Origin of the sequence: Stenotrophomonas sp. NRRL B-14846 (assembly GCF_050473585.1) — a bacterium.
Taxonomy (GTDB): Bacteria; Pseudomonadota; Gammaproteobacteria; order Xanthomonadales; family Xanthomonadaceae; genus Stenotrophomonas.
In genome coordinates this window covers 3,128,640-3,141,841 of sequence record NZ_JBFLUN010000022.1, presented here as the reverse complement: position 1 = coordinate 3,141,841, position 13,202 = coordinate 3,128,640, and the positions used below count along the sequence as shown (strand labels likewise).

The following is a 13,202-nucleotide window of genomic DNA, read 5'->3' as shown; positions in this document are numbered from 1 at the left end:
GCACCGGTAGTGCCGGCCGCTGGCCGGCAACCGCAGTCACCCCGAAGCTGCCGGCCAGCGGCCGGCACTACCGATGCAGTGGCGTTACGGCAAACCGCGCCACTCCGGCACGAACAGGCCGGCGAGGAACCACAGGCCGTAGACGATCCACAGGCAGAGAAAGTAGAGCTTGATCTGCGCTTCGTCCCACAGGCTGCCCCAGCTGTCGACGAAGGCCAGCGACTTCCAGCCTTCCATCCAGGCCGCGCCACCCCAGCGCAGCACCCAGGTGGCGAACAGGCTCCAGGCGGCGAACATCCCGATCCAGGCCAGCAGGCTCATTGCGTTCCCTCCCCAGGGAATGGATACCGGGTCGTGCCGGCCAGCGGCCGGCACGACCGTGGTGCGATCAATCGCCGCCCTGGTCAGCGTTGGCGGCGCAGCTGAAGCTCTTGCGCTTGTCCACCAGGCGGCCCATCAGGCGGTCGCTCAGCGGCAGCGCATCACCATTGAGGCGCCAGTCGTAGATCACGCTGAAGGCCAGCACGCGGGCGACGTACTCGCGGGTTTCCTTGTAGCTGATGGTCTCGATCCACAGGTCCGGATCAAAGCCCGGGCGCTGGCCCTGCCAACGCGCGGTCGGGGTCGGGCCGGCGTTGTAGGCGGCGATGGTCACGTACGGCAGACCGTCGTACTTGTTCATCAGCTGGCGCAGGTAGGCGGTACCGATGGCGATGTTGGTGTCCGGGTCGTACAGGCTGTCGGCACCGCCGTAGCCGGTCAGGCCGATCGACTTGGCCACGCCGGCACCGGTGGCCGGCAGCACCTGCATCAGGCCCATGGCGTTGGCAGGCGAGCGCGCGCGCGGGGTGAAGGTGCTCTCGGCGCGGATCTCCGCGGCCACCCAGGCCGGATCGATCGCGTTGCGCGCCGATTCGCGGCGGATGGTGGCGTCGTGGTGCAGCGGGAAGCGCAGGTCGTACAGGCGCTGCTCCTGCGGCTGCTTGCCGAGCGCGAACACGGCGCGGTCGAACCAGCCGTTGTCCTGCGCCACGCGCACGGCGAGGCGGCGCTGGGTGTCATCGAAGCGGGACAGCGCGCTGTTCCATTCGGCCACGGCCCAGCCAGCGCGATCGATCTGGTACAGCGCCATCGCACGCTGGATGGCCGGATCGCGCGCGATCACCGCCTGCGCCTGCGCGCTGTCATTCGGCTTCCAGGGGCAGAGGGTATAGCCCTGCTGCAGCTTGTCGGCGGCCAGGAAGCCGTGGAAGGTGGGTGCACGTGCCGCATCGCGGAACAGCGGCTGCGCCTGCTGGGCCTGGCCGGTCTTCTCCAGCATGCGGCCTTCGAAGTAGCGCCAGCGCGGGTCGCTGCGCTGCTTGCTGCCCATCTTGCGGATCGCGGCCAGCGCCGCCGGCCAGTCACCGCGCGACATCGCTTCGCGTACGCGCCATTCGTGCAGGCGCTCGTCATACGCCGATTCGGGTACCGCGTTGAGGCGGCGCGCCGAATCGGGCAGGTAGGACGCTACCGTCCACAATGCGATCTGGTACAGCACCTGGCCCTGCTGGTCGGCACTCAGGCCCAGTGCCTGCGCATATTGCGGCAGCTGCTGTTCGGTGGCGCCGGGATCGGCCTTGGCCAGCTTGGCCAGGCCATCGGTGGCGATGCGCCGGCTGCGCTCGTTGCGCGGCCAGTTCAACGCGCTGGCGTTGGGCTTGTCGACAAAGGCAGCGTAATTGTTGGCCAGTGCCAGGTCGGTGGCGGGCAGGCCGCGTGCGGCGCTGCGCATCACTGCCGGCTGTTGCGCGTCGGCGGCGGCATCGATGCGTTCCCAGCGCAGGGCGTCGCTCAGCCCACCCTGGGCCTGCAGTACGGCGAAAACGGCATCACAGCCGTCCGGCAGCGACTTGCCGTTCTTGCGCCACAGATCCTGCGCTTCACTGATCCACTGCGGATCAACCTTGCCCGTCACCTGGCGCGCGGTCAGCTGCGCACAGCGCAGGCCGGCGTTGTCGGTGGGCACCCAGTTGGCGAGCAGGGTCGGCCAGTCCTGGCGGCGTGCGACCGAGGGCAGCCACACGCTGCGGAAGGTATTGGCCACCGCCTGGCCGTCATAGCGCTTGAGGAAAGCCTGGGCCTGCGCGGTATCGACGGTGTCGATGTTGCGGCGCAGGTTGGCGTACTCCAGCCAGCCATAAGCCGGATGGCGGCTGAGTGCAGCGGCCTGGCCGGGATCGAACTGGCCGCGCTCGGCGGCTGCGATCGCGGCCTTGAGCTGCGCGTTCTGGGCATCGAGGGACTGGGCATTGGCGCAGCCGATCAGCAGCGTGGTGGCCAAGGGCAGCAGGGACAGGGCGGTCGAAGAGCGTCGGGTCATGGCGGGCAGCATAGCGGGCAATGGCTGAATTCAGTTTCGCACTGCGTGCACGCCGGGCGTCGGCAACGACAGCTGAATGAACCCGCGCAGGCCACTGCCGCAGGTGATCGCAAGCGTCGTAACGTCGGCCTTGGGCGAACGGCCCGGCTGCAGGGAGCGGCACATGGCGTTCAGTAGCGCAGGAAGAAGCGGCCCGCTGGCGGACATCAATGTCACGCCACTGGTGGATGTGATGCTGGTGCTGTTGATCATCTTCATCGTGACCGCGCCGATCGTGGCCCGGCCGATTGCCGTGCAGTTGCCACAGGCCACCGATCGCACGATCGATCGCCCCGAACCGCCGCCACCGATCGAGCTGCGCCTGGATGCGTCGAACCAGCTGAGCTGGGATGGCCAGCCGATGGCCATCGGCGATCTGCAGGCGCGCCTGCAGGCGCAGGCCGGCGAGCATGCCGGCAACCTGCCGGAGCTGCGCATCGCCACCGATCCGTCGGCCGAGTACGAAGGCATGGCGCGGATCCTGGCTGCGGCCGAGGCCACCGGCATGGAACGCATCGCCTTCGTGCGGTAGCGCTACCCGAACTGCCGCTCATGCAGGCCATTGCGACATGAGCGGCGGATGAGGGGTCAATATTGCTGGCAGTAGACCGTGCGACCATCCCAACTGCACGAGATGCGGCTGCTGCCTCCGCGCTGGACGGGAACTCCATACATCTGGGCGGATCTGACCCAGTTGTCCAGGTCGCCATGCTGGCCGAAGTAATACTGCCCGGCGTATGAAGGCGCGGAGATCGGGTCGGCGATGGATTCGTCAGGAACCTTGTTGCCTGTGCTGTCGCGACTTTCGCCCTTCTGATACTTGGCTTCGGCGACATTGTCCGGTGTTACCCGATAAAGCGTCCTTGACCCGTCACGCCAAGTGATCATTATTGTTATCGATCCACCGCCCTTGAGGCCTGCCCAGTTCAGGGCTGCTTGTTGAATCGAAAGCGCAATGCCGTTCCACGTTGGGCTTCCCGTATTGGCTCCTGCCAGTTCTGTGGCCAGATACTGGCCAAGTCGGGTTCTCAGCGTGGCTGATGCGACGATGTCAAAGGTATTGGAGGACGTGTAGGATTCGGGGAACCTTATTCCATTGGAGTTTCCAGGATTATCGGGATGCAGTGCGACCACTGATCCGCCTCCTTGCATTGCGTGGGCGTCTTCATGTGGCCCGCGAAAGGCTGACGTCGCATCCAGAACCCGTAGGAAGGCCATTTGAATCTGTGCGGGAACCGGCGTTGAAAGTGCGCGCCACTTTCTGATTTCGCGATCATATTCGACGTCGAAGGCGCTCAGTCGGGCTCTCTCGAAGTCCATTACAACCGCCAATCCGGAGCCCGACAGCAGGGCTGCATCCTTCGGAGACGCGCAGTTGTTGCATTCGATCAGGCCAGCCGCTTTCGATTCGTTTGTCCAGAGCAGAAACAATGCCGTGATAATCGCAGCATGAATCATGACGGTGATTGTTTTCACAATTGAGCCTCATGAGAACGACTGGGCTGTCAGTCTCGCCTTGGCGGCCTCCGGAAATTCGTCCGAATGGGCAGTTTTCAAACCATTCCTAAGCGTGGTCTGGAGTTGCTTCGTGAACCAATGCAAATCGATGCATGGAACTCCGCTACCGCAAGGGTGCCTTGCTGTGGGTTGAGCGCTGCCAGCGTATGAAATCCCGGCTCGATAACGATCTGTTCGGCATCAGCAAGCTGACCGCGGTGGAGACCATCATGGTGCTGATGGCGCAGGCGTATGGTCCCTGGACGGACCGGAAAGAGTGCTTGCTCAACGGCATAACGCTGTGAGATCGACGTCGCAATCGGCATCAAGCTTGCTTGCGGTGAACAGTACCGTCCGGTCTTGTTTCGCTCCCATCTGACGTAAATCGCCGTCAATCGCGTCAATTCCGCGTGAAAGAGTGTCGATCATCACGCCGTGATTTTTACCGCTTGTTTACAAAGGAGACGCTGCCGCCATGCAGGGGGGAGCGCGGCAGCCCATGTCCCGACATTCCTTTGGAGAGAGAGCGAATGAAGCACCTGCACCACCGCCCGTTGGCGGTTGCCGTCACGCTGTGCGTGATGGCCTTGGCACCCCTGGGTGCCGCTGCACAATCCACCACCAACCTGGATGCGGTGGAAGTCACCGGTACCCGCATCAAGCGCGCTGAAGTCGAGGGCCAGGTCCCGATCCAGACGCTGACCCGCGGCGACATCGAACGCACCGGCCTGAACTCGATCAGCGAGGTGCTGCAGCAGCTCACCGGTTCCGGTTCGGCGCTCAATGCCAAGTTCAATTCATCCGGCAACTTCGGCTTCCCGCCGGATGGCAGCGGCGTGGGTGCGGGTTCGGCACAGGTCGACCTGCGCCACCTCGGTGCCAAGCGCGTGCTGGTGCTGGTCGATGGCATCCGCTGGGTCAACGAGTCGTCCGCATCGGGCGTGGGTGCGGCTACCGATCTCAACACCATTCCGCTGGCCATCGTCGAGCGTATCGAGGTGCTGGAAGACGGCGCGTCGTCGCTGTACGGCTCCGACGCCATCGCCGGCGTGGTCAACATCATCACCCGCCGCGACTTCGATGGCGGCCAGGTGACCCTGAACTACGGCGAATACAGCAAGGGCGACGGCACGCAGAAGGGCGTGGACCTGGCGTGGGGCAAGAGTGGCGATCGCTACAGCCTGTTCCTGGGCGCCAGCTGGACCAAGCAGGACCCGGTGTTCGCCCGCGACCGCGAGCAGTCGCGCTTCCCGATTCCGGGCACCGGCCTGGCCTTTGGTAGTGGCGGCATTCCGCAGGGCCGCTTCGCCTTCGTCGACCCCAACACCGGCGCCGAGCAGGACATCGTGCCCAATACCGGCGTGAGCAGCCCGCGCTACGACGGCAGCGCCGGCTGCAACCGCACCGACGACTACCACTGCTTCACCAGCGCCGACCGCTTCAACTTCGCCGAATACAACATGGTGCTGACCCCGTCCGAGCGTAAGGGCCTGTTCGGCCAGTTCCGCTTCGACATCACCGACAACGTGCAGTGGTACATCAAGGCGCTGGGCAACCGCCGCGAGTCGACCAACCAGGCCGGCCCCGAGCCGCTGTTCTTCGGCCCCGATGGTGCGACCGGCAACCCGCTGGCCGACAACATCGTGGTCTCGCGCCTGAACCCGTACAACCCGTTCGGCTTCGATCTGGTGTCCTCGGGCAACATGAGCCTGATCGGCCGCCGCCCGGTGGAAGGTGGCGCGCGCGTGTTCAAGCAGGAGGTCAACACGACCTACGTGGCCACCGGCCTGGTCGGCAACTTCCATGCCGCCGACCGCAGCTGGTACTGGGACGTCAACGGCATGTACAGCAAGAACAAGGCCGAACAGACCAACTACGGCAGCTACAACATCTACAACGTCAACATGGCGCTGGGTGATCCGGCGGTGTGCGCGGCAACGCCGGGCTGCGTGCCGCTGAACATCTTCGGCGGCGTCGGCTCGATCACCCCGGACATGCTGAAGTGGATCCAGCCGGTGGTGCGCGACCGCAGCCAGAACGAGCTGAGCCTGTTCACCGCCAACCTCTCCAGCGACCTGTTCACCCTGCCGGCCGGTCCGGTGTCGTTCGCCAGCGGCTACGAGTACCGCAAGTACAAGGGCTGGTACCAGCCTGATCCGCTGACGGTGATCGGCCACTACAACGGCGTGCCATCACAGCCGACGTCCGGCTCGTATGATGTCAACGAAGCGTACCTGGAGTTGAGCGTCCCGATCTTCGCCGACTCGCCGCTGGGCAAGAAGCTGGACCTGAGCCTGGCCGGCCGCTACTCGGACTACTCCACTTTCGGTGGCGAGTTCACGCCCAAGTACGGCCTGCGCTGGCAGGTGACCGACGACTTCGTGCTGCGCACCACCTATGCCGAAGGCTTCCGTGCGCCGTCGATCGGCGAACTGTACGGCTCAGCCGCGCGCGCCGACCTGCAGCTGTTCGACCCGTGCTCGGTGGGCCTGGGCGGTACGCCGCCGCGTGGCAGCGCCGCCAACTGTGCCGCGCTGGGCGTGCCGGCCGGCTTCCAGCAGGCCAATTCGCAGATCTCGGTGACCACCGGCGGCAACCGCGAGCTGGAACCTGAGCGCTCGCGCAGCTTCAGCGCCGGCTTCGTGTGGAGCCCGTGGTTCGGTAACAACGCATCGTGGTCGGAGCGCTTCGACGTGGAAGTGACCTTCTACCGCCACGCCATCGATGGTGCGATCCAGGCCATCAACGCGCAGACCCAGCTGGACCTGTGCGTGGACACGCTCGACCCGGTGTACTGCGATGGCATCACCCGCGCCAGCACCGGCGCGGTCAGCAGCTTCAACAACCGCCTCACCAACCTGGGCTCGATCAAGACCGACGGCTGGGACGTGGACCTGTTCTGGACGTTGCCGCAGAGCTCCATCGGCCAGTTCAAGCTGGCCTGGAAGAACACCTTCGTCGGCCGTTACGAAGCCACCGGCGCGGCGGGGCAGAAGCAGCCGCAGAAGCCGGGCGTGGAAGTGGCCGACAGCTCCATTCCGGAGTGGACCAGCAACGCCAGCATCGCCTGGACGATGGACCGCTGGAGCGCGAACTGGACGGTGCGGCACATCTCCGAGCTGACCGAGAACTGCGGCGATGCCGTTGCATTCCCGGTGTGCAGCAACCAGGCCGCCGGCACCAACACGCTCTCGGCCACCACCTTCCACGACATGCAGGTGGGCTACAAGATCGACTGGATGAAGGGGCTGCAGCTGACCGCGGGCCTGAACAACGTGTTCGACAAGGATCCGCCGATCTGCCTGTCGTGCTCGTTGAACGGCTACGACGCGTCGACCTACGACATCCCGCGTGGCCGATACTGGTACCTGCGCGCGGACCTGCGCTTCTGATGCAAGCGGCCGGTGCCGGGATGTTCCCGGCACCGGTCATCATCGGCAGTCAATCCGGAATGTCCTGGTCCGGAGCCTCCTGTTCGACACTGTCATGCTGGGGCGCCACGCGGCGAAACGCGGTGCGGGCCCAACCCAGCCCAATCACGATCATCATCGGACCGACTGCGAACCCGGGCAGTGACGGAACGCGGAAGTGCGGCAGGGATTCGATCAACAGGTTGTACAGGATCCAGATCACCAGGATCAGGCCGATTCCCGCGCACGACAGCCCGAACAGCACCTGCGGAACGCCCATTGCCAGGCCCAGCGCCCGCTCAGCGCGGCTGGGTGCGGGGAGGGCCCGCAGTTCCCGGCCGAGGTCGAACCAGAACAGGATCGCGGCAGGTAGTCCGACCAACAGCAGCAGGATGAAATAGCCATTGCCCGTGATGATCATCAGGGGCAGCGACAGGAACAGTGCCGTGAGCGAGAGACCGAGTTTCGTGCCGGTACGCATGGCCGGTCGTCCTTGAGGGTGGAAGCGCGTCATGTGTCCGCATGGCACGGGGCAGGACTGCGAGCCACCGTGTGCGCGAAGCTACACCCGCAAGGTCGCCGCCGCAACGCGATGGCGCCGGGGCAGGCCCGGCGCCATTTCCATCAGAACGCCCAGGTGAACGTCAGCGAGCCGTTGCGGCCATCACCGAACGCACCGTAGCCGTTGATCTGCGACAGGTACTTCTTGTCCAGCAGGTTGTTGAGGTTGGCCTGCACGCTGAACTCCGGCGAGATGCGGTAGCGCACGAAGGCGCTGACCAGTGCGTAGCCGCTCTGCTCGATGCGGCCGTAGGCCGGTACCGGGTAGTAGATGCGGTTCTGCCAGTTGGCACCGCCACCGACGGTCAGTTCCTGCAGCGACTGCGGGGTGTAGCTGGTGAACAGCTTCAGTGCGGTCTGTGGCAGGTTGGTGTTGATGTCGGCGCCGTTGATGTCCTTGGCCACATAGCGCGAAGCACCGAAAGTCGCGTTCCAGCCCGGTGCCAGCTCGCCGTTCAGCTCGAACTCGAAGCCACGGCTGACCGTGCCACGCGCGGCGCGATAGGCGAACTCGTTCTGGCTGCCCTGTACGGGTTCCCCCGTGGCCTGGCCGACGTTGTCCTGTTCGATGCGGAACACGGCCAGCGAGGCGTTCAGGCGATTGTCGAACCATGCGCCCTTGACGCCCACTTCGTAGCTCTTGCCATCGACCGGATCGAGGTAGCTGCCGTTGCGGTCCTTCAGCGTCTGCGGCTGGAAGATCTCGGTGTAGCTGGCATAGGTGGAGTACGTGCCGTTGATGTCGAACACCAGGCCGGCGTAGGGCGTGGTGACCTTGTGCGCGCGGTCGGCGCCTTCGCCCTCGCTCTTCCAGTCGGTGTAGCGGGCGCCGATGATCAGCTTCAGCGGGTCGGCCAGTGACAGGCGTGCGGCCGCGTAGCCGGCCTTCTGGGTGATGGTGCCCTCGCTGGCCAGTGCCAGCGGGTTCCAGTTCGGTTCGCTGATGTTCCCCGTCCAGTTCAGATAGCTGGCGAACGGGTCCCAGGTCTGGCCCGCGCCACCGACCTGGTAGTCGCCGTAGTTGGCGTACTCGCGCTTGTTGTAGCTCAGGCCGGCCATGAACTGGTGCTCGCGGCCGAACAGCTGGAACGGACCATCAACGTAGCCGTCGACGCCGGTGACCTTGCGCTCGGTGTTGTAGAAACCCGCGGACGGCGAGATGCCCGTGCCGGTGGCCTTGTCGAAGTTCGATGCGCCCGTGGTCCAGTCGTTGTAGGCCGGGTAGAACAGCTTGTCGTCGGCCTTGGTCTCATCGTGCGTGGCACCCACCTTGAACTTCCAGCCGTTGCTGAAGGCGTGCTGCAGGGTGGCGAAGGCACGCTTGCTGGTGGTATCCCAGTAGGTCCAGTTCGGGCTGGCGTTGAACGATTCGTCGTAGCCCGTGCGCGAGCCATCGGAGTACAGCATCGGGAAGCCGCCCCAGGTCGCGCCATTGGCGCGCTTCTGCTGGTAGTCGTAGCCCACGCTCAGCTGGGTATCCGGGGTCAGGTCGGCGTCGATGACGGCGTAGCCCAGCGTCTTGCGCTGGTTGTAGCGGTCCATCTGGCCGTCGGTGTCCAGGTAGCTGCCGATCACGCGGCCGCGCACCGTGCCACTGGCGTTCAGTGCGCTGCCCACGTCCACCGTGGTGCGGGTGCGGCCCCAGCTGCCCACGTTCACCGAGACGCTGCCGGCCAGCTCGGCGCTGTCGGCATGCTTGCGCACCAGGTTCACCGATGCCGACGGATTGCCGGCACCGCTGAGCAGGCCGGTGGCGCCACGCACCACTTCCACGCGGTCGTACAGGGCCAGATCGAGGCCGGAGTCACCGTAGCTCCAGTTCTGCACCATCTGCGTGGGCAGGCCATCGAACTGGTAGGCGTCGATGTAGAACCCGCGCGCGTAGAACTCGGTGCGCTCGCTGTCGGACTGGGTGCTGGTCACGCCGGTGGTGTTGGCCAGCACGTCGATGATGTCGTCCAGGTTCTGATCTTCGATGCGCTGGTGGCTGATGATGCTGATCGACTGCGGGATCTCGCGCGGCGCCAGGTCGAAGCGGGTACCGGCCGAGGTGCGGCGCACCGAATAGCCTTCGGCGCGTTCGCCCTTGACCACCACCTTGTCGAGCGTCGTCGGGTCGGCGGCGGTGTCGGCGAAGGCGGCCGGGGCCAGGGCGCAGAGTGCAACGAGCACGGCAACGGACAGCCGCTGCGGCTGCGGGGTACGGATGGCGGAACGGGTCATGGGGGTCCTGGACGAGCACGCGCGCTCGGCCGGCATCCAGAAGGCGAGGCGCTACGGGTGGGAAACGGGCGGGCAGGCCGTCCTGGCACCACCGGAAACGAAAGAAATGGTAATACGAACTATTTCTATTTACAAATCGTGAACGAATGGGCCCGCTGCCCAGGGGTATCGAGCTGGATTGACGCTACAAACCGGGTTCAGTGCAGCAGCGGCAGTGGATCGCGCGCGCCGTCGGCGCCGTAGATGCCCCAGTGCAGGTGCGGCGGCGTGCCCTTGGCGTTGCCGCTGTCGCCGACGTTGCCAAGCAGGTCGCCGGCCTGGACCACCTGGCCGCGTGACAGGCCCTCGGCCCAGTCCTCCAGATGCGCGTAGTAGTAGCGTTCGCGCCCGGGCCCGATCACCCACACCTGGCGGCCACCGAGGCCGCGGTCGCTGACATCCACGACGACGCCGGCCGTGGCACTGCGCACCGGGGTACCGCGCTTGGCGAAGATGTCGATGCCGGCGTGGGAACGGTCACGGCCACGCGGCGCGCCGAAGGTATCGGCGATCTGGCGGGGGCGCACGCCGTCCACCGGCACCGGCAGCTGCGTGGCGGCCGGCATCCGCGAGAGTGTCCACAGCAGCTTCGGTACAGCGGCCCATGGGCTGTTCCACAGCATCAACGCGGCGACGATGGCGATGGCCAGCCATAGGCCACGCAGCAGCCAGCGGCGCAGGCGACGGGCGGGGGAGGGCGATGTGTTCATGGTCTCCGACTGTAGCGTCGAGCCCTGCTCGACGGCTGTTGCTTTGCGGTCAAAAAGCAGTCGAGCATGGCTCGACGCTACAGAACCGGCAGCAGCGGCACTTCGAAACTGCGTTTCAACGTGCCCAGCGCGACCGACGTTCTGAAGCGTTCGATGTTGTCATCGCCACCGAACAACCGCTCTGTGATCGCCTCGTATTCCTCCATCGACGCCGCCGAAAGCAGCAGCAGGAAATCGCCGTCACCGGTGATCGAGTAGCACTGCTGCACGGCAGGATCGTCCTGCACGCGGCGCTTGAACGGCGCCACGCGCTCGCGCTGCTCGCTGACCACGCGCACCTCGACGATGATGGTCAGCGGCCGGCCGATCTTTGCGGCATCGATCACTGCCACATTGGCGGCGATCACGCCGCTGTCCTGTAGCCGCTTGATGCGGCGCTGCACGGCCGGGGTGGACAGGTGCACGGCCTCGGCAATTTCGCGCTGCGGCAGGGTGTTGTCCCGCTGCAGCAGGTCGAGGATGGCGCGGTCGAAGCTGTCGAGCACGGGGGCGGTGGCCATGGCGAGCAGAAATTGCACGAACGGGCTGTCAATTGAGCCAAGTGCTCGGCGCTGGCGCAATAGACTTTGCCCATGCAGACCTCACGACTTGCGCCGATGTTGCCGGCGCTGGCGGTGCTTGGCTCGGTCACCTCGCTGGCCATCGGCACCTCCTACGCAAAACACCTGTTCCCGCTGATCGGCGCCCAGGGCACCAGCGCGCTGCGCGTGGGCTTCTCGGCGCTGTTGCTGCTGCTGTTCTGGCGGCCGTGGCGCTGGAAGACCAGCCGCGTGGATGCGATCACCATCCTGCGCTACGGGCTCACCCTGGGCCTGATGAACCTGCTGTTCTACATGGCCCTGCGCACGATTCCCTTCGGCATCGCGGTGGCCATCGAGTTCACAGGGCCGCTGACGGTGGCGATGCTGTCGTCACGACGACCGATCGACTTCGTCTGGGTGGGCTGTGCGGTGGTGGGGCTGTTGCTGCTGCTGCCGCTGGGCGGCGGCCCCGCGTTGGACCCGGCCGGCGTGCTGTATGCGATCGGCGCAGCGGCGTGCTGGGGCCTGTACATCGTATTCGGCAAGCGCGCCGGCCACCTGCACGCCGGCCATTCGGTGTCGCTGGGGTTGCTGGCGGCCTCGCTGGTGGTGGTGCCGGTGGGCGTGGTGCATGCCGGCGCCGCGCTGCTCGACCCGAAGATCCTGGCGGCCGGCCTGCTGGTGGCGCTGGTGTCCAGTGCGATCCCGATGTCGCTGGAGATGATGGCGCTCAAGCGCCTGCCGAAGGAGACCTTCGGCATCCTGATCAGCATGGAGCCGGCGGTGGCCGCACTGTGGGCGATGCTGCTGCTGCACGAGCACCTGCACGGGCTGCAGTGGCTGGCGATCGGCTGCACGGTGCTGGCCTCGGTGGGCAGCACGATGACCGCGCGGCGGTTGAAGGTACCGGTCACCGCATGAAAAAGGGGACGGAGGGGATTAAGTCGTTTATGCATAAACGACTTAATCCCCTCCGTCCCCTTTTGGGTTCAGCGCAGGGCGTTGGCCGGGACGTCGATCGCCATCGCCAGCGCGAGGTGATCGGAGAACGCGGCCGGTACGGCTTCCACGGTGCGGGTCTGCAGGCCGCTGCTGACCAGGATATGGTCGATGGCGCGGTCGGGGCGCCAGCTGGGGAAGGTCGGCACGATGCAGCCGGGGGGCTGCAGCCGGGTCTTCTGGTACAGCACCTGCATTTCCGGGCGTTCGGCCAGGCAGTTGAAGTCGCCCATCAACACGGCGTTGGGATGGTCGGACAGCAGCTCGGCGATGAAACCCAGCTGCGACATCCGCGATCCTGCGCCCAGCGACAGATGGGCCACCGCCACCGCCAGGCCATCGGCACCGTCGCCGAACTTGGCCAGCAGCACGCCGCGCCCGCCGATGCGGCCGGGCAGGGCGTGGTCCTGCACTTCCACCGGTTCCAGCTTGCTCAGCAGGCCATTGGCGCTGGAGGCGACCCCGCCCATGCGCCGGTTCGGCTGATGGCTCCAGTAGTTGAAGCCGGCGCGCTGGGCCAGGTAGTGGGTCTGGTTGGTGAAGCCCGAGCGCAGGCTGCCCGGGTCGGCCTCCTGCAGGCCGACGATGTCATGTTCGCGCGCCAGGGTGGCGATCGCGTCCAGGCTGCTGCGCTTGCGACCCGCCGGCAGCGCATGTGACCAGCTGCGGGTCACATAGTCGCTGTAGCGGCGGGTACTTGAGCCGGCCTGGATGTTGGCCGTCAGCAAGCGCAGGGTCCGTGTACGGGGGGAATTCACGGCCGGGAAACGCTTCTCTTGGA

General features: G+C 65.9%; 12 protein-coding genes. 4 read left to right on the top strand and 8 right to left on the bottom strand.

Annotated elements, in window-relative coordinates; genetic code table 11:
* Positions 1-84 precede the first annotated feature (84 nt).
* Together AB1281_RS16635 and AB1281_RS16630 are read right to left on the bottom strand one after the other, a co-directional pair.
* Complete coding sequence (locus AB1281_RS16635) at positions 85-321, bottom strand: hypothetical protein (RefSeq protein ID WP_008267778.1); 237 nt, start codon at positions 319-321, stop codon at positions 85-87.
* A gap of 67 nt (positions 322-388) precedes the next feature.
* On the bottom strand, positions 389-2,374 hold the full coding sequence (locus AB1281_RS16630; RefSeq protein WP_197587849.1) for a transglycosylase SLT domain-containing protein: 1,986 nt from the start codon (positions 2,372-2,374) through the stop codon (positions 389-391).
* Between the two features lie 151 nt (positions 2,375-2,525).
* Between AB1281_RS16630 and AB1281_RS16625 the strand changes: the two genes are divergently transcribed.
* Complete coding sequence (locus tag AB1281_RS16625; RefSeq protein WP_014038483.1) at positions 2,526-2,933, top strand: ExbD/TolR family protein; 408 nt, start codon at positions 2,526-2,528, stop codon at positions 2,931-2,933.
* Between the two features lie 56 nt (positions 2,934-2,989).
* Here AB1281_RS16625 and AB1281_RS16620 read toward each other — a convergent pair whose 3' ends face one another.
* Positions 2,990-3,877: a hypothetical protein gene (locus AB1281_RS16620; protein WP_430346437.1), complete on the bottom strand. Its 888-nt coding sequence runs from the start codon at positions 3,875-3,877 to the stop codon at positions 2,990-2,992.
* A gap of 134 nt (positions 3,878-4,011) precedes the next feature.
* Here AB1281_RS16620 and AB1281_RS16615 point away from each other — a divergent pair, with 134 nt between their 5' ends.
* The gene (locus AB1281_RS16615) at positions 4,012-4,203 is read left to right on the top strand and encodes a hypothetical protein (RefSeq protein ID WP_087923620.1); all 192 of its coding nucleotides are present in this window, start codon (positions 4,012-4,014) and stop codon (positions 4,201-4,203) included.
* Between the two features lie 225 nt (positions 4,204-4,428).
* The gene (locus AB1281_RS16610) at positions 4,429-7,290 is read left to right on the top strand and encodes a TonB-dependent receptor (RefSeq protein ID WP_430346436.1); all 2,862 of its coding nucleotides are present in this window, start codon (positions 4,429-4,431) and stop codon (positions 7,288-7,290) included.
* Between the two features lie 49 nt (positions 7,291-7,339).
* On the opposite strand, the gene AB1281_RS16605 is transcribed toward AB1281_RS16610, so the two are convergent.
* The 4 genes from AB1281_RS16605 to AB1281_RS16590 all read right to left on the bottom strand — a co-directional run bounded on the left by AB1281_RS16605 (position 7,340) and on the right by AB1281_RS16590 (position 11,401).
* Positions 7,340-7,789, bottom strand: coding sequence for a hypothetical protein (locus AB1281_RS16605; RefSeq protein WP_430346435.1), 450 nt, complete (start codon positions 7,787-7,789; stop codon positions 7,340-7,342).
* A gap of 143 nt (positions 7,790-7,932) precedes the next feature.
* The gene (gene fhuE, locus AB1281_RS16600) at positions 7,933-10,092 is read right to left on the bottom strand and encodes a ferric-rhodotorulic acid/ferric-coprogen receptor FhuE (RefSeq protein ID WP_430346434.1); all 2,160 of its coding nucleotides are present in this window, start codon (positions 10,090-10,092) and stop codon (positions 7,933-7,935) included.
* A gap of 197 nt (positions 10,093-10,289) precedes the next feature.
* Entirely contained in the window at positions 10,290-10,841 is a 552-nt protein-coding gene (locus AB1281_RS16595) for a M23 family metallopeptidase (protein WP_430346433.1), read from the bottom strand.
* Positions 10,842-10,918: 77 nt separating this feature from the next.
* Complete coding sequence (locus AB1281_RS16590) at positions 10,919-11,401, bottom strand: Lrp/AsnC family transcriptional regulator (RefSeq protein WP_014038477.1); 483 nt, start codon at positions 11,399-11,401, stop codon at positions 10,919-10,921.
* Between the two features lie 72 nt (positions 11,402-11,473).
* Between AB1281_RS16590 and AB1281_RS16585 the strand changes: the two genes are divergently transcribed.
* On the top strand, positions 11,474-12,343 hold the full coding sequence (locus AB1281_RS16585) for an EamA family transporter (RefSeq protein WP_430346432.1): 870 nt from the start codon (positions 11,474-11,476) through the stop codon (positions 12,341-12,343).
* A gap of 68 nt (positions 12,344-12,411) precedes the next feature.
* On the opposite strand, the gene AB1281_RS16580 is transcribed toward AB1281_RS16585, so the two are convergent.
* Positions 12,412-13,149 (bottom strand): endonuclease/exonuclease/phosphatase family protein, encoded by a 738-nt coding sequence (locus tag AB1281_RS16580; protein ID WP_170871753.1) that lies wholly within the window; start codon positions 13,147-13,149, stop codon positions 12,412-12,414.
* Positions 13,150-13,202 lie beyond the last annotated feature (53 nt).